A 19,480-nucleotide genomic window follows, 5' to 3' on the forward strand; every position below is an offset into this window, starting at 1 on the left:
CTCATCAGGGTATTTCTTCGGTGGTGCCACGGATGCTTCCTCCCCATGGCCATCAGACCATGATCATGAAGCTCCATGAAAGCGGGGGTGGCTCAGCCCCTCCAGCGCCTCGAAGACAAGAACATCCCATCCATCTCCGACGATCCGCGCGTGCAGAAATGGCGCGACCTGACTCACGAACGGAGCGACCTCCGCTTCTCGCGCTTGCGTCCAGACCCAGCGGTGATCGGACGGTAGGGCCTTGACGAAGAAGGTGCCCTTTGAGCAGTTCAGCTTGGCGGCAACCGCGCTGTTCAGGCCGTCGGTGACCGAGGTCGCTACCTCGCAAGCACCCGTGGTGTCCTCGACGACGAGGCGCACGGCATGAGGTAGGTCGGCGTAGGAGATGCGGCTAATGGGCACGTCAGTCCTCTGGGCAAGCCCCGGAGCGCCGCGCCATGGCACGTCAGCTCTCCGGGGCAGTGGTCAGCTACCTCAGTTGTACGGGTTGTCGTCGCCGCAACCGCGCTCGTTGCCCATGGTCAGAGCGTCGATCTGGGTGATGATGACCCCGGCCGGCTCGCGCTTCGAGGTGAACTGCTTGGCGGCGTTGCCCGCCATGGGTGGACGGCTGATGATCTCGACGGGGATAGTGCTCATGACTCCTCCTTCATGCCGTGCTGGCAGTAGTGACTGAGCGGTGCCTTCGCTTCCTGGTACACGCGCGCCATGGGTCGGCATACCCGGCAGGTGGCCGACAGCTTGCAGCCGGTGCAGCCACCTGTGCGAAGCATTTGGGCGTCTGCGACCGAGGGCAGACGTAGCAGGCCCAGCGGGCCCTCGGTGATCAAATTGATGGGGTCGTCGCGGCCGACCTTGCACATCGTGGTGAAGCCGAGCGGGTCGACGTGGAAGGACGTGTGACCGGCTGGGCAGCCCTGGAAGACGTCGCTCTTGCCGATCAGGCTGGGTACCTGTGCTTCCAGCGTCGAGCCCTTGCCCGTGTAGGTGGGCGAGATGGAGGCGTACTCCTTGAACGGCAGGCCGAGGTCACGCACCATCGCGCGCATCTCGTCGAGTTCCTCGACGTTGTGCTTGGTGACGATCAGCGTCACTTCAAGGGGCAGACCGGCCCCGGCAGCGGCCACCAGGCCGCGGTAGGCGTTCTTGAACGCGCCACGAGTTTGCGTCAGCGCGTCGGCCGTTTCCGGGCTTGCCCCGTACATGGAGACGGTGATCTTGTGCGGTCTACGTGCCGTGAACGCGTCGAGCAGTTCGTCACGGTAGAGCCGGGACCCGTTGGTCAGGACTTCCATCATCATCCCGGCGTCGTGGGCGTGCTGGTACGCAGGCACGAAGTCCTGGTCGATGAGCGGTTCACCGCCGGTGATCTCAAACCAGATCACGCCCATGTCGCGGAGCATGCCGAGCAGCCTCAGCTTCTCCGGCAGGGGCAAGCCCGCGAAGGGGCGTTGCTCCAGGTAACAGTGCTCGCAGGAGAAGTTGCAGCCCTTGTTGATCTCCCATGAGGCCCGGCTGTAGGTCACGGGAGAGACCGATGGCGGACGCACCATGAGCACGTCCCTGACGGGAAGGCCGGCCAGCTCGATCTGCCAAGCTCGGCGCGCGGCATCGCTGAACCAGTCCGGCACGATGCCATCCGTGTCCGACAGGTCGGCAAGCTCGGCGTAGTAGGCAGAGGAAAGCTGCATAGCCTCCTGCCGACCAGCCCGTACGGCAACGAACAGATCCTCTTGCGGACTGATGATGGCCTGGTGCATCCGATCCTCCTGACTCGGAGATGGAGAGCGGTCGTTAACGCACCCCCGGCGGCAGGATCAGCCGGTCGAGAGCGCCATGCGTCCCCATGCACACCCTGCAAAGCGGCATGGTCGCGTCCTCGTACACCACCGTGGATTCCTCGAATGCATGCGGCGGGTATTGCATGGCCTCCACGACGCCGCGCGCTTGCAGCGTGAAGTGGTAGCACGAATGCATCCGGGCGTTCCGGTACGCGCGAGCGATGGCCGGCGTCACCATCGGGATCAGGGCCGCCCCACTCGCACGAAGGTTCGCGACGTCGGCACACGACTCCGAATGCACCAGCACAGCCGGTGAGTACTCTCGCCTCTCTGTCATGATCGGCACCCGTTCGGCAAGGCCACGCCCGTGTCCCAGGCGACCACGACGACTCTCACGGCTTCGTCCTGGGGGTAGCGGCCAAGGGGGTCACCGCTGCTTCCTAATCGCCTCACGTAGGCATTCCAGTGATCTCCGACGCTGGCATGAATCCAGCCGATGTATTCGCCGTCTCGCTCGATGGAATAGCCGCCCATGACGCTCACCGTCAGAGTGACGCCGGGCAGGACCTCACGCTTGGCCGGCGGAACGCGGCGATCCACTGCCCACCTCCTCACGCCGGATGTACCCCGTCGTTCCGTCGTAGCCCGGCGCCTTGCAGCTCCAGTCCGGACGGAAAGGCGCATGCATGCTCGGCGGCTCCGACACCCTGAACCCTCCTTTGATGACCGCTCGCCGCCCTCGCCTCGATGCTGGGACGGCGAGCGGAGACCCTGGGCGCCGACTACGCAAGGTCAACGCTGTACAAACAGTCGCACTTGCAGGCGGGTGGGCACACCTGCGAGCAGGTCCATTGACGACCGGATCTCTGGGCAGCCCTGACCTGCGGATATACGGCACGGTGACATTCATTGCCCATCAGGATGGGCAACAGTAGGGTGACCGTCACGATCAGTGAAGACCGCAGCCGTGCGTCGTGCGACGGAGGGCCACCATGGGCACCGCAACGCAGCAGAACCAATCTCCACAGAAGCGCGGGCGCGAGCTTGCACGGCAAGGCCGAGCCCTCTTCTTCGAGTACGGATCAGTCAAAGTAGCGGCTCGCGAGCTGATGGAGCGGCACGAAGATCTACCCAGCATCCAGGCATTCCGGTACGCCGTAGGGCTCTCGCAGGACCAGGCCGCAGCGCGCTACAACGAGGCCGCGGGCAACCAAACCACCTTGGGCGGTACGACGATCAACGCCTGGGAGACCTGGGCACGAGCGCGTGGCAGCGCTGGCGCCGGCTCACCGCCTTCGTACGCGAGCCTGCTCATCCTGGCTACGGCCTACGGACGCGGTCCACATGGCACGGCTGACGAGGCGATCTCGCCGGGCGACCTGGTGCAAGAGGCATACGAGAAGCTGCCTCCAGAAGACCAGCTGGCGTTGAAGATGGCCGCTGGCCGCTCCTCCATTTCAGCGACAAGCGACTCGCTCCGGGTACGGAACGCGGTGGTCGATGGGTCGCCGGACGTCGACAACATCATCGGCTCGGACTTCAACCTGCTGGTGCCGACGATCGCCAACGGAAACCCTGCTATCTGCGCGTTCTCGCTCCCCAACCCGAACGCCGGTCACCTGCTCGACCTCACCTGGAACACGTTCGGCTTCGGGATCCAACGCCTCATGACGCAGATCAAAAGCCTCGGCCGCCGCCTCGACGCTGACATCTGCTTCGGCATCAACGAGGCCGGCCTGGTGATGGCGACCTTCCTGGCGTCGGCTCAGTTCAACCGATGCTCGATCGGGTATCTCCGATGCAAAAGCGTGCGGAACGAAATCAGCTTCGCACCGGAATCGCACTTCCCGGCCGCACCGGAGGCCCCGGTCATCGTGATCTGTGACTTCGAGGTCAAGCATGCTGACGTGGTCGGACTGGTCGCCCGAGAGCTACGCGAGCGATACCCCGGTGCCGAACTCTACTTCGCTGTGTTCGGAGCCATGACGAAGGGCAACACGCTCGAAGTCGAGACCTTCGAGGAACTGACCGGGGCAAGAATCATGCAGGCGGCGAACTTCGAGGCGGTGTTCATCGCGGCGACGATGAGCCCGCCCGGCATCGAACCGCCGTTAGAGCTGCGCTGAGAGGACTGGAGACGAACCGATGGAGCAGACCAACGACATCCCACCCCTCGCTCGGGAGATCGCCGAGACAGTGCGAGGTGTGATGCTGGAACTGCGGCCACGACTCATCGAGGCAGCTCTAACCGGCAGGCGCGGCGAGAGCGAGAACCTGCGCCACGAGAACAACTTCCTCTCCGAGCACGACCTGTGGATGCACCGGCGGTACCGGGAGCTCCTGACACCCATCCTCGGCTCGTTCGTCTACGCCTCAGAGGAAGCAGAACCGGAAGTCATCGGAGAGCACCCCGATCCCGACCTGTGCGTGCTCGTCGATCCACTGGACACGAGCGAACTGGCCGTCCGAGGCCTGCTCGGCTACACGCACGTCATGGTCTACTCGCGCGCAGCAGCTCAGCCCATCATCGCCGTGGTGGGCGACATCTTCCATCACCTTCAGCTCTACGTCGGCGCACGCGACGACCAGGGCGCTGATCGCGCATTCGTCATCACCGCGGACTCGGACGCGTTCGAGCTGAAGCAGCGTTCGGAGAAGATGCTCTCCGAATCCCTGGTCACCAACTTCTTGATGAAGGTGGGCGACCGGTTCATCCCCCTGTCTCAGCAGACCCGACTCATGGAAGCCCTGGACGCCCCCGGCCCGGACGGAAAGAGCCGAGGCCGAATCGGCGTCGACTTCGGGTCCGTCAGCCTGTGCCATGTCGCCGCCGGCATGACCGAGTCCGTCATCGAGTTCGCCAAGGGCTTCGCCGTCTGGGATCTAGCACCAGGCCACTACATCCTGCATGCCTCCGGCGGAGCAGTTCTTGATCTGAAAGGACAGCCCGTGTCACTTGACTACGGCTTCGGCTCCTTCACGGAGGTAGCCAAGGCGATGGACCGGAGACAGCAATTTGTAGCCGCTGGCAGTCTCGACCTCGCCAAGGAGATCCTTTCAACCCTCGAATAGTCGCCCTTGCCGCACATTTCCCCTGGTCAGGACTGATTCGCCGAAGACTCGCCGACTCCAAAACGTGGCGGTTTTCGAGGTGCTATCGTCCGCCGGTCCCCGGCCTAGGCCTCAGCGGGTCATACCCCCCGGTATCCACGCGCGTCGCCATGACGAACTGATCGCGTAACACGGACGTGGCATCCTCAGCGGTGAGCCACCATGATCTTGGATGATGCGCCCATCAGCATGCATGCCCCATGACCTACCCGAGCCCGCAAGGTGATCGACCCGCGGGGACACAAGGGGGAACGGCAGCAGCCCCAGCCGCCCTCTGCGACCCGGCTGAACAGGACCTCCGGCATCCGCATGCCGCACTCGCCTGCGCCGCGCTGGCGCGGCGCAGGCGAGTGGTCCCGATCAGCGGGGCCGCGTCAGGCGCCGAAGCCGTTGTCGGCCAGCCACTGCGGATCGGGCGCGACCGTCTGCAGCACCTCGACCAGTAGCCCGTCCGGGCCGGCGATCTGGAACCGGCGCTGGCCCCACGGCTCGGTCACCAGCGACTTGACCACCTCCAGCCCCGCCTCCGACAGGCGGGCGTATTCGGCGTCGACGTCGGCGACCAGGAACGCCAGCAGTGTTCCGACCACGTTCTTGCCACGGGTCGCCTCGGGCCACGACTCGTGGTCGCGCTGCACGAAGTCCAGGCTCAGGTTCGGGTGCTCGCCGTGCTGGGTGTTGACGTACCACCCCAGATCGATGCCGACGACGAATCCGAAGTGCTCGGCGAACCACGCCGCGCTCGTGGCGGGCGTCGTCGCCGCGACCGCCATACCGACCAATGTGAACTTCATCCGTACCTCCCGATAGCTCTGCTTCTCCACGATCGCCGACAGGACGATGTGGATCAACGGCAGACCTCGCAAGCGGAGATAACCGACGGGTTATCGACAGAAGGTGGCGGGCGGCACATTGAAGACAACGGTACCGAACAGTACCGTCTGGGGGAACTGGTGAACCGCCTTCCGCTCCTCACCGAACACACCGCCGACGCCAAGCAGCTCGCGCTGCTCGAGGACACCCGCCGCCAGCTCGGCCGCGTCCCGAATCTCTACGCGGCCCTCGCCAACGGGCCACAGGCGCTCGCCTGCTACCTGGCCCTGCGCGACGCGCTGACCCGCGGAGGGGTGCGTTTCCGTCTGAGTGACTTTCTCGATCTTGGTCAGGCTGCCAGGTCGTATTGGTGCTGGTAGCGGCTGGTGTAGGTGCGTTGGCGTTCTTGCTGGAGGTGAAACTTCCAGTAGGCGGGGAAATCGCCGTTCGTGATCACGGCTCGCAGCAGGAGTACGGCCTCGGCGCCGGACAGACTCCAGCGGGTGCCGGTGATCAACCAGACCCGAGCGGACCTGCTGGCCGGGATGGCGATCCTGCTCGGCGCCTACTTCACGGAGACCGGGCTCAACCCCGCCGACCTGCGTGCCAAGGTCCTGGGACCGCGCCAGTCGGCGGCGGAAACTCTGCTGGATCGGGCGGTGCAACGCGGTGAAGTCGATCCGGCGGTCGTCTCGCCCCGGCTCGCCTCGCTGCCGTTTGACCTGTTTCGCCACGAGATTTTGACCACCCTGCAACCCGTGCCCGACGCGGTCGTCGAGGAGATCCTCGACCAGATCGCCCTTCCGCTCCTTCGCCGCTCCAGCACCGAGAACAGGTGATCCACAGGCGAGGACCGCGACGCCGTGCGCGTCCCGCGGTCTGCGCTCGCCCAAGACAGCGCGTCGGCGTCGGCGCACTGTCCATACCGATCGCCCAACCCGCTGACTTGCGCTCCACATCGACCTGAGCTTCGTGCCGGTAAAAAACATCGTTCAGTCTATTGAACAGTGTTTAGAAAAATGTACAGTGTTCAGTATGGACAGGAAAGCCTCTAGCCGCCCCACGCCGGACGAGCGTTGGGCGGCGCAGGTCGCCGCGCTGGAGTCGGGCGTCGCGAAGCGGCGCGAGCCGCTCTCCGCGGCCCGCATCGTCGACGCCGCCCTGCAGTTGGTGCAGGCGGAGGGGTTCGATGCCCTCACGATGCGCCGGCTCGCGACCGCACTGCATGCCACGCCCGGCGCCCTGTACGCGCACGTGCAGGACAAGCAAGAGCTCGACCATCTCATGCTCGGCGCCGTCTGCGCCCGCGTACGGATTCCGATCCCGGACCCGGAAAACTGGAAGACCCAGGCGATCGACGTCTGCGGGCAACTACGCGACCAGTACCTGCGCTACCCCGGGATCTGGCGGGCCACCCTCGCCACGGCCCCGAGCACCCCCGACACGTTGCGCATCATGGAGGGCCTCCTAGCCGTCCTCGCCAGCGGCGGTATCGCCCTGCGGTACTCGGCCTGGGCCATCGACGCCGCGCTTCAATACATAGGCGCCTACAGCGTCACCGCACCCCGCCGCGCCCACAGCGACGCGGGCACTGCCGCCGCCGACATCCACGACAAGATCACCGCGCAGCTGTCCATGCTTCCCCCCGAGCAGTTCCCCATCGTTGCCACCCACGCCGCCGAAATCACCTCCGGCGACGGGCACGAACGCTTCGACTTCACTCTCAACCTGCTCTTCGGCAACCTCCCCCAAGGACACGAACACGACAACGAGGTTGACAGCTGAGACGAGACGACGATTCGACCCGGAGGGTGCACGCGCTCGCCGCCGCTACCCCGGCCCAACGGACCTTCGACGCCTGCGTTCCCGCTTATCCACCGACGTCCGACATCGACAGTCGGCCGGTTTCTCATGTCGGCGAGAACACCGCCTGGTGAGTGACACCAGCGGTTCCCCTTGTTCGCCTGACGCCTCATTTTCGTCGCTACCTGAAGGAATTCCTATGCATGACGTGGTTATCGTGGGCGCCGGCCCGGTCGGTCTGCTCCTTGCCTGCGAGCTCGGGCTCGCGGGCTGCTCGGTCATGGTGCTCGAACGCGAGCCGCGGGCCAGTTCCCCGTTCAAGTCGGACCCCCTCGGCATCCGAGGTCTGTCCTCAGGGTCGGTCGAGGCCTTTTACCGCCGCGGGATGCTGCAACCGCTGCTCGAAGCCTCCAACGTCAAGGAGTATCCGGGCCCGATGCGCGGCGCGGCGCACTTCGCCGGCATCCTGCTCGACCCGAACCAGGTCGACTTCGATTCACTGCCGTTCCGGTTGCCCAGCCCAGCACCGGAAGGCATCCTCACGAACATGGCGGCGGTCGAGTCCGTCCTGGCCGAACGCGCGATCCAACTCGGCGTCGGGATCCGTCGCGGTGCCCCCGTCTCAGCGATCACGCAGACCGGGCACGGTGTGGTCGCGCGGGCGGGCGACCACGACTACGCCGCCCGCTGGCTTGTCGGTTGCGACGGTGGACGCAGCATCGTGCGCAAGCTCGCGGGCTTCGACTTCGTCGGTACCGAGCCGCAGTTCACCGGCTACGTCGTGCTGGGCGCGATCGCCGACCCAGAGAAGCTGCGCTTCGGGTTCAACCTGACCCCGAACGGCATGTATCTGCGCACCGGCGGTGAGAAATACATCGGCATGATGGATTTCGACGGCGGCGCCTACGACCGCTCACAGCAGCCGACCCGCGAACACCTGCAGTCGGTGCTGCGCCGCATCTCCGGCACCGACGTCAGTCTGACCGACGTCGAGCAGGCCACAACCTTCACCGACCGCGCGATGCAGGTCACGACATACCAGCGAGGACGGGTTTTCCTCGCCGGTGACGCCGCTCACATCCATTCGCCCCTGGGTGGGCAGGGCCTGAACTCCGGTATCGGCGACGCCCTCAACTTGGGTTGGAAACTCGCCGCAACCGTGCTCGGCCACGCCCCGGACGGGCTGCTCGACAGCTACACCGTCGAGCGGCACCCGATCGGGCAACAGGTCGTCGACTGGACGCGAGTCCAAGTCGCGGTCATGCGCCCGGATGCGCACTCGCAGGCAATCCAGCGCCTGGTCCGCACCCTGATCACCACTGGCGCCGGTACCACCGAGGTATTCAGCCATCTCGAAGATATGACGGGCCTGGCACTGCGTTACGACCTCGGCGACGCGTCACCGCTGATCGGCCGCAACGTCCCGGAATTCCGCCTGCAGGACGGTACCCGCCTCGGCGACCTTATGCATGACGGACGCGGCGTTCTCCTCGACTTCACTCCGGATCGCCGCCTGCACACCACCGTGGCAGACCGTCAAGACCAGATCCGGTACGTGGGCAGCCCAGCCCGCGATGACCTCGACCTCGACGCCGTACTGATCCGACCAGACGGCATCATCGCCTGGACCGGCGACGACGCCACATTCGACGACGCCGTGTCCCGCTGGTTCGGTAAGCCAGCATCCGCATAGCCGCGCGCTCGATCGGCTCCGCACTACAAGGGACGGTCGTCTCCTGATGACCGGTGCCGGTCGCGTCCCGGTCGTCACAGTTCGCCCGGTCCTCGACGTCGATGGCGTCGAAGTTTGCCTGTGCCGGTGAATGCGCGGACCTCGTCGAGGTTGTCGCCGGTCCACTGCACTGCGGTGATCTCGACGGGCTTCTTACGGAACTTGAACTACCTCACCGCGAAACAGCCCTACCTCATCTACCGCATCGCGCTGACCATGGGCTGGCCCATCGCGACGGGAGTGATCGAGGGGATCTGCCGCTACCTGGTTAAAGATCGCCTGGCGATCACCGGCACCCGCTGGAGTCTGTCCGGCGCCGAGGCCGTACTCCTACTGCGAGCCGTGATCACGAACGGCGATTTCCCCGCCTACTGGAAGTTTCACCTCCAGCAAGAACACCAACGCACCCACACCAGCCGCTACCAGCACCAATACGACCTGGCAGCCTGACCAAGATCGAGAAAATTATTCAGAGAGAAACGCACCCCCCGCGGAGTCCTCCGCGCCCGGGTCCGCGAACAGCTCGCCCTGCTCATCGCGCAGGAGAACGGCTGCGCGTACTGCGTGGCGGCGCACACCACGCGGATGGAAAAGCTCGGCGCGGCCGGCGAGGAGATCGTCGGCACCAGGCGGGGTGAGGACACCGACCCGCACGTCGCCGCGATCCTCGAGGTCGCCCGCGCGGTACTGCGCGACGGAGGGCGGGTCAGCGACGAGGAACTCGCCAAGGCCCGGGCCGCCGGCGTCACCGACCCGGAGCTGGCCGAGATCGTCGCGCACGTCGCGCTCAACTTCCTCTCCAACGCCTTCAACCACCTGGCGCAACCGGAGCTCGACTTCCCGCCGGTCGCCATGGAGGTGCCGAGCCGATGAAAACCCTCTGGGAGCTGCGCTCCAACGGCGCGGTGGTACGAGCGACGCTGCTCGCCGCCGCCTGCACCGGCGCGATCGTCAGCGGCCATCCACCGGCGGTGCCGTACGCCGTCGCGGCGTACGCGGTCGCCAACGCCTACGCCCAGGCCCGCGCCGCCACCCGCGCATCGGCACCGGCCGGCCGGCGCGGCTAAGCTTCGCTCCGATGCCCACCCGTGCCCGTGACCGACTGCTCGACACCGCCGAGCGGCTGTTCTACGCCAACGGGATCCGCTCGGTCGGTGTCGAGCGGATCCTGGCCGAGTCGGGAGTCGGCCGCGCCTCGCTGTACCGGCACTTCCCCGGCAAGGACGACCTGGTCGTGGCCGTGCTGCAGCGCCGTGACCAGGCCTGGCGGCAATGGCTGCGGGAAGCGGTCGAGCGGCTCGCCCCAGCACCGGCGGACCGGCCCCTCGCGGTCTTCGACGCGCTCGCCGAGCGGTTCGCCCGTGACGACTTCAGGGGTTGCGCGTTCATCAACACCATCGTGGAGACCGCCGACCCGCAGAGCATGGCCCATCTCGTCGCCGACAAGCACAAGCGGGCGGTGATCGCCTATGTCGACGGGTTGCTCACCGGGGCCGGGCACGAAGGGCACGGACCGCTCGCCGCGCAACTGGTCATGCTCATGGACGGCGCGATCGTCACCGCGCTACGCGAACGTACCCCGAACGCGGCAAAGCTGGCCCGGTCCACAGCCGCCGGCCTGCTGTCCGTGTCCCGCGACCGGTAGCGTGGCCGTCCATGCAGCCCGCTACGAAGCTGGAACGCCGGGTGGTAACCGCGGCCGAGCAGGCGCTGACGCGCCAGCGTCACGTGAGTCCGCTGGACGTACTGACCGCGATGGGCTGGATCCCGCCCGGGCTGGTGACGGACTGGCGCCAGGGCCGCATCCCGCACCTGGAGGCGGCCGCGGCGGTGACATCCGCTCGGCTCGCCGACGCGCTGGAGGTGTTCCATCGCTGGGTGGCCGGTCAGGGCCTGCGTCCCAGCGAGGTGGACTATCTCGCCGCCACCCGCGACCGGCGCCCGCTGCGGTTCACCGCCGACGGAGGGATCGCGCTGGAGTCGGCGTACCGGACCCATTGGACGCCGGCGGACCTGCCGGAACGACAGCGGGAACGGCTGACCACCCGGCAGAGCAAGCCGCCGGACCTGGTGGTGGTGCAGCCCTTGCGGGACTTCACCTGCACCGGCTGCGGGCAGACCGGCGCCGACCTGCTGATGATGGAGGACGCCGGACCGATCTGTCTCACCTGCGCGGACTTCGATCACCTGGTGTTCCTGCCGGCCGGTGACGCGGCGCTGACCCGACGCGCGAAACAGGCCAGCCGGCTCTCGGCGGTCGTGGTGCGGTTCAGCCGTTCCCGCAAACGCCACGAGCGGCAGGGACTTCTGGTCGAGCAGGCGGCGGTCGACCAGGCCGAACAGCAGTGCCTCTCCGACGAGGAGGCCCGCGCCCGCCGCCGGGAGCGGGACCGGCAGCGCCGGGAGTCCATGGACGAGTCGTTCCAGCAGGAACTGGCCGAGGAGATCGGCCGGCTGTTCCCGGGCTGCCCGCCGCCGCGCGCCACGGCGATCAGCCGGCACACCGGCACCCGGGGCAGCGGCCGGGTGGGCCGCAGCGCCGCCGGCCGGGCCCTCGACCCGGACGCCGTGACCCGTGCCGTGGTCGCGTCGGTGCGGCACGAGGACACCGGCTACGACGCGCTGCTGATGGCCGGTGTGCCACGGGAGCAGGCTCGCGCACAGATCCGCGAGGACATCGATCGGGTCCTCGAACAGTGGCGGCGCCCGGTCACCACGTAGGCCGGAACTCGTCGAAGAACTCGCGCAGGGTGTCCGCGACCAGGTCGGGGGCGGTCATCGTGGCGAAGTGCGACTGGCCCGGCCAGACGACCCGGCGCGCCGCGGGCAGGGCCCGGGTCAGAGCCGCCATCGTGGCGGGCATCGGCTCCCAGGTGTCGGCGCCCCGCATCACCAGCGTCGGAACCGTGATCGAGGACCACCGGGACACGTCGGTACCGTCGTCGGCCAGCGCCTCGAGGTCGTGCAGCCAGCCGAGCGCCGAGCGCCGGGCCTCGACGGGGTCGGGCCGCCGGTCGCCGGCCGCGGCCTGGAACGCCGCGACGACGGCGGGCGGCACCCGGGTCACCTCGTTGAGCACGGTGAACATCTCGGCCGCGTCGTCGCGTTCGAAGGCCGCGCGGTAGCGGTCGAGCAGCGGGCGCAGCGACTGCCCCGCCGCGAACAGGGGCGGCTCGAACACGGCCAGCGAGCGCAGCCGGTCCGGCTCGGCCGCCGCGACGTGCAGCGCCAGGGTGGCGCCGTAGGAGCCGCCGACCAGGTGGAGCGGCCGCTCGACCGCCTGCATGACGGCCACCAGATCGGCGACCTCGTCCTTGAACGACTTGCGACCGGGCGGGGCGTCGCTGGGACCGTATCCGCGCCGGGCCGGCATCCACAGCTCGTACGAGCCGGCCAGCCGCTCGACGACCGGCGCCCAGGAGTGCAGGCCGCCGCCGGAGCCGTGCAGCAGGACCACCGGATCGCCCGTGCCGGCCCGCCGGACCACCAGTCGGGTGCCGTCCGCGGACCGGATCAGTTCTTCGTCGGTGTTCATCGCTCCTCCTCGTCTGCGGTGGGCCAGTTGCCCAGGGCCACATGGATGGCGTCGAGGACCCGGCGCCACGAGGTATCGAGGTCGCGGGGGTGCCCGAACCCGTCGGCCGTCTGCAAGGTCGCGAACCCGTGCAGCGTGCTCCGCAGCAGACGGATCGCGTCGGTCAGGTCGGGCTCCACCAGCCCATACCCGCGCAGCGTCGCGTAGCTCAGCTCGATCATGCGCAGGTGTCCGCTCGAGTTCCTGCCCACCTCGGGCGGCAGTTGCAGCTGGGTCGCCGCGTACTGCCCGGGGTGGGTCACCGCGAAGGCCCGGTAGGCGTCGGCGAACCCGATCAGGGCCTGCCGGCCGGAGCGGCCGGCGACCGCGAGCGCGAGCCGGTCGGCGAAGGCCGCGGCGGCCCGCACCGCGACCTGATGCAGCAGCGCCTCGCGGTTGCGGACGTGCCCGTAGAGGCTCGCGTCGGCGACTCCGAAGTGGCGCGCGACGGCCGCGACCGTGAGCCGTTCCAGCCCGAGCGAGTCGGCCAGCTCGGCCGCGGCCGCCGAGACCCGCTCGGTCGTCAGACCTTGACGTGGCACACCAACCTCATAAGCCTTGGGTTTTTCCTAGGGGTCCTAGGATAGCAGGCTCGCGTCGTGGACGAGCAGCGCGATCTGCACCCGGTTGTCCAGGTCGAGCTTGGTCAGCAGCCGCGACACGTGCGCCTTGACGGTCGGCACACCCATGCCGAGCTCGTCGGCGATCTGGGCATTCGACAATCCCCGCGCGACGGCCGCCGCCACCTCGCGTTCCCGGTCCGTCGCCCGCTCGAGCCGGGCCCGGGCGGCAACCCGCCGGTCGTGGCTCACCGGGTCGGCCACCTGCTCGATCAGCCGGCGGGTCACGGCCGGGCTGAGGATCGGCTCCCCGGCCGCCACCCGCCGGATCGCGTCGATCAGCTCCCGCGGCGGGGCGTCCTTGAGCAGGTATCCGCTGGCTCCCGCCCGCAGCGCGCGCAGCACGTACGCGTCGGCGTGGAACGTGGTCAGCATGACCACGTACGGGGGACGCGGTCGCGCGCACAGCCGCTCCGCCGCCTCCAGCCCGTCGACGCGCGGCATCCGGACGTCGAGCAACACCACGTCCGGATGATGAGCGTCCACGATTCCGGCGACCTCCGTGCCGTCCGCCCCCTCGGCGACGACCTCCAGGTCGGGCCGGCCGGCGAACAGCAGCCGCAGCCCGCTGCGGACGAGTGGATCGTCGTCGACCACCGCGACCCGCACCGGCCGCCCCGTCACGCCAGCCACGGCAGCAGCACCTCCAGCCGGAACCGTCCGGCCGCCGTGCCGTGCGCCAGCCGCCCGCCGGCCAGCTCGACCCGCTCGGCGACGCCGACCAGCCCGAGCCCGCTGCCCGGCACCGAACCGGGGACGCCGCCCTCCGGGACCGGGTTGCTCACCTCGATCCGCAGGCCGTCCCCGGGTCCGCCGGCCACGACCAGCTCGACCGGGCGTCCCGGCGCGTGCTTGCGCGCGTTCGTCAGCGCCTCCTGCACCACCCGGTACGCGACCCGGCCACTGGCGCCCGGCGGCGTTCCCGCAGCCCCGAGCCGGTCGTCGAAGCGCACGTCGCCGCCGCAGTCGCGGGCGTCGGCAACCAGGTCGCGGACCGCCTCCAGGCCCGGTTGCGGCGGCTCGGGCTCGTCTCCGGCGTCGTGCCGCAGGACCCCGATGACCGCCCGCAGCTCGTCGAGGGCCTCGTGGGCGCCGGTCTGGATCGCGCCGGCCGCGGCGTGCAGATCCGCGGTCAGCGCCGGATGCAACTCCAGGGCACCGGCCTGCAGGCTGATCATCGACAGCCGGTGGGCCAGTACGTCGTGCATCTCCCGGGCGATCCGGTCCCGCTCGTCCCGCCGCGCCCGGGCGACCCGCGCCGCCTGCTCGTTCTCGGCCCGGGTGGCGCGCTCGCCGAGGTGCTGGATCAGCGCCCACCGCTCCCGCGCGTACAGCCCCCATCCGACCGCCGCCGTCACCAGCACCCCGCGGACCACCACATCCGTCCACACCGGAAGCCGCAGCTCCCGCTGCAGCAGCAGGTAGATCGGGGTGGTCGCGAGATACCCCACGGCGAACCCGACGGCGACGACCGTCCGCCGGCGCAGCGCCAGCCCGAAGATCGCCCCCAGGACCGCTCCGCTCGCCATGATCGAGACGGCACTCAGCGGTACGACGACGACCGCGAGCCCGAGCGGCCACCGCCGGCGCAGCAGCAGGAGGAAGCACGCCGGGACCCCGATCGCGACGTCCACCTGCCACGGCACCAGACCCGGCACCGGCCCGGTGGCGTCGCCCACCGCGACCAGGATCGCCCCGCCGCCGAGCGCGGCCCCGACAGCGACGACGTCCCGCACCCCGGTCCCGGTCATGCGATCAGGCTAGTGGGACCGCGTGTCGCCGACCCCCTACCAAAGTCGAAGGTGCCGGTGACCATCCGCCGACGACAGGATCGGCCGGCGCCCGCACGCTGACCGCATGACCCACAAGCGACTGACCTTGGCGACCCTCCTGCTCGGTGCGGTGGCTGCGGGGCTCGCCGCCCGTTCGGCCCCCGGCTTCCGCGCGGTCCTGGCGCCCGTACAGCTGACGATGTCAGTGCTCGTGCCGTTCTTCGGCGTCCTGGCGATGACCGGCCCGTCACGCCCCGGCGCCGATCACCGGCGCGCGACCCGGCTGCTCGCCGCACTGGCCCTCGCCGCCGGCTTCGCCCTGGCCGGCAGCCTGCTGGCCGCGCTCGCGACGGCCCTGACCGGCGGCGCCTGGCCGCCCGCGCCCCGAACGGCCTGGCTCGTCCTGGCCGCGGTGCTGGTCCAGCTGATCGCGCAGCTGGTCGGCACCGCGTGCGGCCTGCTCTCGCGCCGTCCTCTCGTGGCGATGGCGGCGACGATCGTCATACCCATGACCGTGACGGCCGTGCTGACCGTGATCGCCCCCGGCGGCGCCGTGCGGTGGCTGACCCCTTTCGGGAACGCCCGTTCCCTGCTCACTGATGCCCCGACCGGTACGACGTTCGCCGCCCTCGGCGTGGTCGTCCTGCTGTGGTGTGTCCTCCCGAACGCCGCCCTCCTCGCGATTCACCAGCGGAGGGAGACCGGCCGGCCCGTTCCGGGGGCAGCACGGTCAGATCCCGGCTCCGCCAACTCTTGACCGGACGGCCATCGAAGCGCTTCGATGATTGGGCTGGCGCGCCCGTGACGACACTTCTCGCCGGGCGCGGACCGGAGTCACCGCCGGTTCCAGCGCTCGAGACCGTACGAGAGGAAGAGCCATGAGTTCGACAGTAAGGAGGGCCGGGCTCGCGTTCTTCGCCGCCACCCTGGCCTTCGCCGGAGCCGTGTACGGCGTGACGAGGCCGGCGTCGGCCGACGTCACGGCCCAGCTGACCGCTCCTCAGCTGGTCGCGGACATGGGCGCCGGCTGGAATCTGGGAAACCAGCTCGAGGCCAGCAACAACGGAATCCCCAGCGAGACGGCGTGGGGCAACCCGGTCATCACGCAGGCCCTGATCGACCGGGTGAAGGCGTCGGGCTTCAAGACGATCCGCATCCCGGTCTCCTACCTGGGCAACATCGGGGCCGCCCCGAACTACACGGTCGGTTCCGCCTGGCTGAACCGGATCGCGGAGGTCGTCAACTACGCCTACAACCAGGGCCTCTACGTGCTGATCAACATGCATGGCGACGGCTACAAGACCGTCACCGGCTCCTGGCTGATCTGCGATTCCTCCGACCAGACGACGATCAAGGACAAGTACCAGAAGGTCTGGCAGCAGATAGCGACGAAGTTCCAGAGCTACAACGAGCACCTGATCTTCGAGTCCATGAACGAGGAGTTCGACGGGCAGTACGGCAACCCGACCTCGGCGTGCTACTCGAACATCAACGCCTACAACCAGATCTTCGTGGACACCGTCCGGAAGACCGGCGGCACCAACGCCTCACGCTGGCTGCTCGTCCCGGGCTGGAACACCAACATCGAGTACACCGCGGGCAACTACGGCTTCGTGCTCCCCACCGACCAGTATCGGTCCAGCTCCATCCCCAGTAGCGAGCAGCGGCTCATGATCTCCGTCCACTACTACGACCCGTGGGACTTCACGGGCCAGGAGGACGGCAACATCACGCAGTGGGGATCGGCCGCGACCAACCCGGCGAAGAAGTCGACCTGGGGACAGGAAGACTACATGGACACCATGCTGAAGAAGATGTACGACGCCTTCGTCGTACGCGGCTATCCGGTGTTCGTCGGCGAGTACGGCTCGATCGACAAGACCTCCTACGACTCGGCGAACAACACCTATCGGGCGAATTTCGCGCGCGCCCTGGTGTCCACCGCGAAGAAATACGGAGCAGCCACCGCCTATTGGGACAATGGTTACAACGGACAGCACGGCTTCGGTCTCTTCAACCGCAGCTCCGTCACGGTGACCCAGCAGAGCATCATCACCGCCATCATCAACGCCGCCGGCAGCCAGCCGACCTCCTCACCGACCACCTCACCCACCACGCCGCCGACCACCACACCGACGACCAGTCCCAGCGGCACCTGCCGGGTCAGCAACGCGGTCAACGCCTGGAACACCGGCCTGACCAACAACATCACCATCACCAACACCGGCACCGCCGCCATCAACGGCTGGACCCTGACGTTCACCCTGGCCACCGGCCAGACGATCACCTCGGGCTGGAGCGCCACGTACTCCCCGGCCAGCGGCACGGTGAGCGCGACCAACGCCAGCTACAACGGCGCCCTGGCGGCGGGAGGCTCGACCACCATCGGATATCAGGCCACCCACACCGGCAACGCCGCCGCCCCCACCGGCTTCAAGCTCAACGGCTCCGCCTGCGGCTGACCTACGACGACGGGCCGGCGCCCTGCACCGGCTCCGGCCCGTCGCACGCTTCATCTTTCACCTTTCAACCCGATAAGCCGGGCTACGAAAAACCAGTTACAAAATAAAACTGGGTAGGACGGGTTCACGGACTCCCATGATCCGGGATCGGGCATAGGATGGGCCGCCAAAGCTGGCTGGCTGAGAGAGGATTCGCCCTTTCATGCTCATCTCCGAAGTCCTGCCGTTCACGGGTGAGATCCGTGAACTCGTCGACACGACGTCGACGGCGGCCGACGTTCTGCACCATCTCGGTGTGCCCGACAGCCTCCCGCAGCAGCGATGCACGCTGGTGGAGGTGGAGAAGCTCGAGCTGGGCCCGGGCACCCTCATGGTCGCGCTGCTGGGCGACAAGGCGCCGGATGACACCGGTCCGGAGCAGCTGGCTCCGGCCCTGCGGAGGATGAAGCTGGGTGCGCGGGCCCTGCTGCTGACCACCTGGCCGGCGGCCGAACTGCTCCCCCGGGGACTGCCCGGCCCGCTGGCCTCCGCCGGCTGCCAGTGCGTGGCCGTGGTAGCGATCGACGAGGCGAGCCCGCACGGTGTGCAGTGCGCGGTGCTCGTGGAGCGGACCGACGTCTTCCCCCCGCCCGGCAGCGGCTGGGACCCTCATGGCGAAGACGTTCGCGACCAGCGGATCGCCGATCTGGAGCAGATCGCCGAGAAACATGCCGAGGCGCTGCGGGAGTCGACGGGCCAGCTTGCCAAGACCCGCAAGCGGCTGGCCACCATAGAGGGTTCGATCGCCTTCCGGGCCGGGCAGGTGCTGGTGGCGGGTAGCCGGAATCCGGCCAAGGCGGCGGTCAGCGTGCCGGCCGGTCTGGCCCGCCTGTGGCGGGAGGGCCGCTCCCGGCCCACCGGCGCGCCCGTTCCCGCGCAGCCCGTTCCCGCGCGGCCCGCGGCCCGGGTCGTGCCGGACCGGGTGGTGCCCATCGCGCTGCCCTCGGCGGCACCGGACCGGCACGCCGCGCCGGCACGGATCACCATGACCGCCCCGCCCCGGATGCTGGTGCCGAGGAAACTGTCCCAGCAGGGACTCGCCGCCTACGAGCCGGCGGCCTTCGCCTGCTTCCTGGCCGCGCTCGATGTCGCCGGCCCCGGCGAGGTGCTCGACATCGGGGCGAACGTGGGCATCTACGCCGGCATCGCGAGCGCGCTCACCCGCCGCACGGTGCGGGCGTTCGAGCCGGCCCCCGAGCTCGCCGAGGTGGCCGCCCGGTTCGCCGCCGACAACCAGCTCGGCTATTCGGTCGAGACGCTGGCGCTGGGCGCGGAGAACGGCACCGCCACCTTCTACATGTCCGACAGCTCGGACACGTCCAACTCCCTCGCCAAGGGTTTCCGCGAGTCGTCCGAGCAGTTCACGGTCACGGTGGAGACGCTCGACTCCTATGCCGCGCGGACCGGTATGGTGCCGGCGGTCATGAAGGTGGACACCGAGACCACCGAACCGGACGTGCTCGCCGGCGCCGCGGCGACGATCGCCGAGCACCGGCCGTGGATCCTGTGCGAGGTGCTGGCCGGCCGTGGGGAGGACCGGCTCGAGAAGGTGGTCGCCCCGTTCGGCTACCACTGGTACCACGTCACTTCCGAGGTGCCCTACCTGGAGCGGGACACCATCGAGGGCGACCGCACCTACGAGCACCTGATGTATCTGTTCGCCCCCGAGGTGCCGGACGAGCGGTTCTGGACGGCCGTGCGTGACCGGACCGCCGAGTTGGCGGGGTGCACCGTCGAGCGCGCCGTTCCCTGACGCGTCCACTTCGGCTTGCA

22 protein-coding genes and 3 pseudogenes are annotated in these 19,480 nt (G+C 68.6%); 14 read left to right on the plus strand and 11 right to left on the minus strand.

What is annotated here, in order from left to right; translation table 11 throughout:
* Positions 1-63: 63 nt before the first annotated feature.
* The 5 genes from CHC09_RS27445 to CHC09_RS45450 all read right to left on the minus strand — a co-directional run bounded on the left by CHC09_RS27445 (position 64) and on the right by CHC09_RS45450 (position 2,381).
* Positions 64-360, minus strand: a complete 297-nt coding sequence (locus CHC09_RS27445) for a hypothetical protein (protein ID WP_143232580.1) — start codon at positions 358-360, stop codon at positions 64-66.
* Positions 361-474: 114 nt separating this feature from the next.
* The gene (locus tag CHC09_RS46590) at positions 475-639 is read right to left on the minus strand and encodes a hypothetical protein (protein ID WP_179277306.1); all 165 of its coding nucleotides are present in this window, start codon (positions 637-639) and stop codon (positions 475-477) included.
* A complete protein-coding gene (locus CHC09_RS27450) occupies positions 636-1,760 on the minus strand; it encodes a radical SAM protein (protein WP_089296110.1) in 1,125 nt (374 codons plus the stop codon). Before CHC09_RS27450 ends, CHC09_RS46590 begins: the two co-directional genes overlap by 4 nt.
* 34 nt (positions 1,761-1,794) lie before the next feature.
* A complete protein-coding gene (locus CHC09_RS27455; RefSeq protein WP_089296111.1) occupies positions 1,795-2,088 on the minus strand; it encodes a hypothetical protein in 294 nt (97 codons plus the stop codon).
* A gap of 26 nt (positions 2,089-2,114) precedes the next feature.
* Positions 2,115-2,381, minus strand: coding sequence for a hypothetical protein (locus tag CHC09_RS45450; RefSeq protein ID WP_143232582.1), 267 nt, complete (start codon positions 2,379-2,381; stop codon positions 2,115-2,117).
* Positions 2,382-2,773: 392 nt separating this feature from the next.
* Between CHC09_RS45450 and CHC09_RS27460 the strand changes: the two genes are divergently transcribed.
* Together CHC09_RS27460 and CHC09_RS27465 are read left to right on the plus strand one after the other, a co-directional pair.
* A complete protein-coding gene (locus tag CHC09_RS27460; RefSeq protein WP_143232584.1) occupies positions 2,774-3,907 on the plus strand; it encodes a hypothetical protein in 1,134 nt (377 codons plus the stop codon).
* 19 nt (positions 3,908-3,926) lie between these two features.
* Positions 3,927-4,853: an inositol monophosphatase family protein gene (locus tag CHC09_RS27465; protein ID WP_089296113.1), complete on the plus strand. Its 927-nt coding sequence runs from the start codon at positions 3,927-3,929 to the stop codon at positions 4,851-4,853.
* Positions 4,854-5,266: 413 nt separating this feature from the next.
* Here the strand turns inward: CHC09_RS27465 and CHC09_RS27470 are convergent, their stop codons facing one another.
* A complete protein-coding gene (locus CHC09_RS27470; protein WP_203833235.1) occupies positions 5,267-5,743 on the minus strand; it encodes a VOC family protein in 477 nt (158 codons plus the stop codon).
* A gap of 102 nt (positions 5,744-5,845) precedes the next feature.
* Between CHC09_RS27470 and CHC09_RS27475 the strand changes: the two genes are divergently transcribed.
* Positions 5,846-6,085 (plus strand): carboxymuconolactone decarboxylase family protein, encoded by a 240-nt coding sequence (locus CHC09_RS27475; RefSeq protein WP_179277307.1) that lies wholly within the window; start codon positions 5,846-5,848, stop codon positions 6,083-6,085.
* Here the strand turns inward: CHC09_RS27475 and CHC09_RS47855 are convergent.
* Positions 6,055-6,219: pseudogene (locus tag CHC09_RS47855) on the minus strand (ISKra4 family transposase); the annotation flags it as partial. The gene CHC09_RS27475 and the pseudogene CHC09_RS47855 overlap by 31 nt on opposite strands.
* 31 nt (positions 6,220-6,250) lie before the next feature.
* On the opposite strand from CHC09_RS47855, the gene CHC09_RS27480 reads away from it, so the two are divergent.
* From CHC09_RS27480 to CHC09_RS27515, 8 genes and pseudogenes are all read left to right on the plus strand, one after another.
* On the plus strand, positions 6,251-6,544 hold the full coding sequence (locus CHC09_RS27480) for a TetR-like C-terminal domain-containing protein (protein ID WP_239138538.1): 294 nt from the start codon (positions 6,251-6,253) through the stop codon (positions 6,542-6,544).
* A 196-nt stretch (positions 6,545-6,740) separates the two neighbouring features.
* A complete protein-coding gene (locus CHC09_RS27485) occupies positions 6,741-7,490 on the plus strand; it encodes a TetR/AcrR family transcriptional regulator (protein WP_089296115.1) in 750 nt (249 codons plus the stop codon).
* Positions 7,491-7,707: 217 nt separating this feature from the next.
* Complete coding sequence (locus tag CHC09_RS27490; protein WP_089296116.1) at positions 7,708-9,201, plus strand: FAD-dependent oxidoreductase; 1,494 nt, start codon at positions 7,708-7,710, stop codon at positions 9,199-9,201.
* A gap of 207 nt (positions 9,202-9,408) precedes the next feature.
* Positions 9,409-9,690, plus strand: a pseudogene (locus tag CHC09_RS27495) (ISKra4 family transposase); the annotation flags it as partial.
* Between the two features lie 45 nt (positions 9,691-9,735).
* A pseudogene (locus CHC09_RS27500) lies at positions 9,736-10,113 on the plus strand (carboxymuconolactone decarboxylase family protein); the annotation flags it as partial.
* Positions 10,110-10,307 carry a hypothetical protein gene (locus CHC09_RS27505; RefSeq protein ID WP_089296119.1) on the plus strand — a complete coding sequence of 66 codons (198 nt, stop codon included), beginning with the start codon at positions 10,110-10,112 and terminating at the stop codon, positions 10,305-10,307. The pseudogene CHC09_RS27500 and the gene CHC09_RS27505, both read left to right, overlap by 4 nt.
* Before the next feature lie 11 nt (positions 10,308-10,318).
* Positions 10,319-10,885 carry a TetR/AcrR family transcriptional regulator gene (locus CHC09_RS27510; protein WP_089296120.1) on the plus strand — a complete coding sequence of 189 codons (567 nt, stop codon included), beginning with the start codon at positions 10,319-10,321 and terminating at the stop codon, positions 10,883-10,885.
* 11 nt (positions 10,886-10,896) lie between these two features.
* Positions 10,897-11,961: a DUF2293 domain-containing protein gene (locus CHC09_RS27515; protein ID WP_089296121.1), complete on the plus strand. Its 1,065-nt coding sequence runs from the start codon at positions 10,897-10,899 to the stop codon at positions 11,959-11,961.
* Here the strand turns inward: CHC09_RS27515 and CHC09_RS27520 are convergent.
* From CHC09_RS27520 to CHC09_RS27535, 4 genes are read right to left on the minus strand one after another with little or no spacing between them, the layout of a single operon-like run.
* Positions 11,951-12,775, minus strand: a complete 825-nt coding sequence (locus tag CHC09_RS27520) for an alpha/beta fold hydrolase (protein WP_089296122.1) — start codon at positions 12,773-12,775, stop codon at positions 11,951-11,953. The two genes, CHC09_RS27515 and CHC09_RS27520, sit on opposite strands and share 11 nt — an antisense overlap.
* On the minus strand, positions 12,772-13,356 hold the full coding sequence (locus CHC09_RS27525) for a TetR/AcrR family transcriptional regulator (protein WP_089296123.1): 585 nt from the start codon (positions 13,354-13,356) through the stop codon (positions 12,772-12,774). Before CHC09_RS27525 ends, CHC09_RS27520 begins: the two co-directional genes overlap by 4 nt.
* Positions 13,357-13,392: 36 nt before the next feature.
* On the minus strand, positions 13,393-14,067 hold the full coding sequence (locus CHC09_RS27530; RefSeq protein WP_203833234.1) for a response regulator: 675 nt from the start codon (positions 14,065-14,067) through the stop codon (positions 13,393-13,395).
* Positions 14,055-15,185, minus strand: coding sequence for a sensor histidine kinase (locus tag CHC09_RS27535; protein ID WP_089296125.1), 1,131 nt, complete (start codon positions 15,183-15,185; stop codon positions 14,055-14,057). The genes CHC09_RS27530 and CHC09_RS27535 overlap by 13 nt, the downstream gene beginning before the upstream one ends.
* A 106-nt stretch (positions 15,186-15,291) precedes the next feature.
* Here CHC09_RS27535 and CHC09_RS27540 point away from each other — a divergent pair, with 106 nt between their 5' ends.
* The 3 genes from CHC09_RS27540 to CHC09_RS27550 all read left to right on the plus strand — a co-directional run bounded on the left by CHC09_RS27540 (position 15,292) and on the right by CHC09_RS27550 (position 19,460).
* The gene (locus CHC09_RS27540; RefSeq protein ID WP_089296126.1) at positions 15,292-15,963 is read left to right on the plus strand and encodes a hypothetical protein; all 672 of its coding nucleotides are present in this window, start codon (positions 15,292-15,294) and stop codon (positions 15,961-15,963) included.
* 121 nt (positions 15,964-16,084) lie between these two features.
* Positions 16,085-17,668 carry a cellulase family glycosylhydrolase gene (locus tag CHC09_RS27545; RefSeq protein WP_089296127.1) on the plus strand — a complete coding sequence of 528 codons (1,584 nt, stop codon included), beginning with the start codon at positions 16,085-16,087 and terminating at the stop codon, positions 17,666-17,668.
* A gap of 202 nt (positions 17,669-17,870) precedes the next feature.
* Positions 17,871-19,460, plus strand: coding sequence for an FkbM family methyltransferase (locus CHC09_RS27550; protein ID WP_089296128.1), 1,590 nt, complete (start codon positions 17,871-17,873; stop codon positions 19,458-19,460).
* Positions 19,461-19,480 lie beyond the last annotated feature (20 nt).

Source organism: Actinoplanes regularis (genome assembly GCF_900188005.1).
In the GTDB taxonomy this organism is placed as follows: domain Bacteria; phylum Actinomycetota; class Actinomycetes; order Mycobacteriales; family Micromonosporaceae; genus Actinoplanes; species Actinoplanes regularis.

Bases quoted from the DNA above. Each gene is read 5' to 3' on its own strand.
- CHC09_RS46590 (WP_179277306.1), bottom strand. From the start codon at position 639: ATGAGCACTATCCCCGTCGAGATCATCAGCCGTCCACCCATGGCGGGC.
- CHC09_RS27450 (WP_089296110.1), bottom strand. From the start codon at position 1,760: ATGCACCAGGCCATCATCAGTCCGCAAGAGGATCTGTTCGTTGCCGTA.
- CHC09_RS27460 (WP_143232584.1), top strand. From the start codon at position 2,774: ATGGGCACCGCAACGCAGCAGAACCAATCTCCACAGAAGCGCGGGCGC.
- CHC09_RS27465 (WP_089296113.1), top strand. From the start codon at position 3,927: ATGGAGCAGACCAACGACATCCCACCCCTCGCTCGGGAGATCGCCGAG.
- CHC09_RS27480 (WP_239138538.1), top strand. From the start codon at position 6,251: ATGGCGATCCTGCTCGGCGCCTACTTCACGGAGACCGGGCTCAACCCC.
- CHC09_RS27485 (WP_089296115.1), top strand. From the start codon at position 6,741: ATGGACAGGAAAGCCTCTAGCCGCCCCACGCCGGACGAGCGTTGGGCG.
- CHC09_RS27490 (WP_089296116.1), top strand. From the start codon at position 7,708: ATGCATGACGTGGTTATCGTGGGCGCCGGCCCGGTCGGTCTGCTCCTT.
- CHC09_RS27505 (WP_089296119.1), top strand. From the start codon at position 10,110: ATGAAAACCCTCTGGGAGCTGCGCTCCAACGGCGCGGTGGTACGAGCG.
- CHC09_RS27510 (WP_089296120.1), top strand. From the start codon at position 10,319: ATGCCCACCCGTGCCCGTGACCGACTGCTCGACACCGCCGAGCGGCTG.
- CHC09_RS27515 (WP_089296121.1), top strand. From the start codon at position 10,897: ATGCAGCCCGCTACGAAGCTGGAACGCCGGGTGGTAACCGCGGCCGAG.
- CHC09_RS27520 (WP_089296122.1), bottom strand. From the start codon at position 12,775: ATGAACACCGACGAAGAACTGATCCGGTCCGCGGACGGCACCCGACTG.
- CHC09_RS27535 (WP_089296125.1), bottom strand. From the start codon at position 15,185: ATGACCGGGACCGGGGTGCGGGACGTCGTCGCTGTCGGGGCCGCGCTC.
- CHC09_RS27540 (WP_089296126.1), top strand. From the start codon at position 15,292: ATGACCCACAAGCGACTGACCTTGGCGACCCTCCTGCTCGGTGCGGTG.
- CHC09_RS27545 (WP_089296127.1), top strand. From the start codon at position 16,085: ATGAGTTCGACAGTAAGGAGGGCCGGGCTCGCGTTCTTCGCCGCCACC.
- CHC09_RS27550 (WP_089296128.1), top strand. From the start codon at position 17,871: ATGCTCATCTCCGAAGTCCTGCCGTTCACGGGTGAGATCCGTGAACTC.